Origin of the sequence: Sphingobium sp. BS19 (assembly GCF_027925545.1) — a bacterium.
Lineage (GTDB): Bacteria > Pseudomonadota > Alphaproteobacteria > Sphingomonadales > Sphingomonadaceae > Sphingobium.
This window is the reverse complement of sequence record NZ_BSEF01000092.1, coordinates 1-261: the sequence shown is the minus strand read 5'-3', so window position 1 is coordinate 261 and position 261 is coordinate 1. Positions and strand designations below refer to the sequence as shown.

General features: G+C 55.2%; 1 pseudogene. It reads right to left on the bottom strand.

Going from position 1 to position 261, the window contains the following annotated elements:
- A pseudogene (locus tag QMG56_RS23305) lies at nucleotides 1–261 on the bottom strand (transposase); the annotation flags it as partial.

Genomic DNA, 261 nt, shown 5'->3' with positions numbered 1-261 from the left:
TAGCGTTAGGATTTGCATCCAGTCGATGCTGCATCGCTTCGATCACCTCTTCATGCTCCCATCGGGAGACACGGCGCTGTTTGCTCGGCGTGCATTGCGCCTTCATCGAGCAGTTTGCACAGACACTTGCTCAATAGCGTTTTAGCGTCAGTCCCCCTTCTTCGCGAGTGTACCGGTAGCTGAGAGTTTCGCCCGCTGGACAGCGATAAGCGTCCTGCTCGGGGAGATAGATGAAGTCTTGTTTTCCAAACCGCCCAGCCA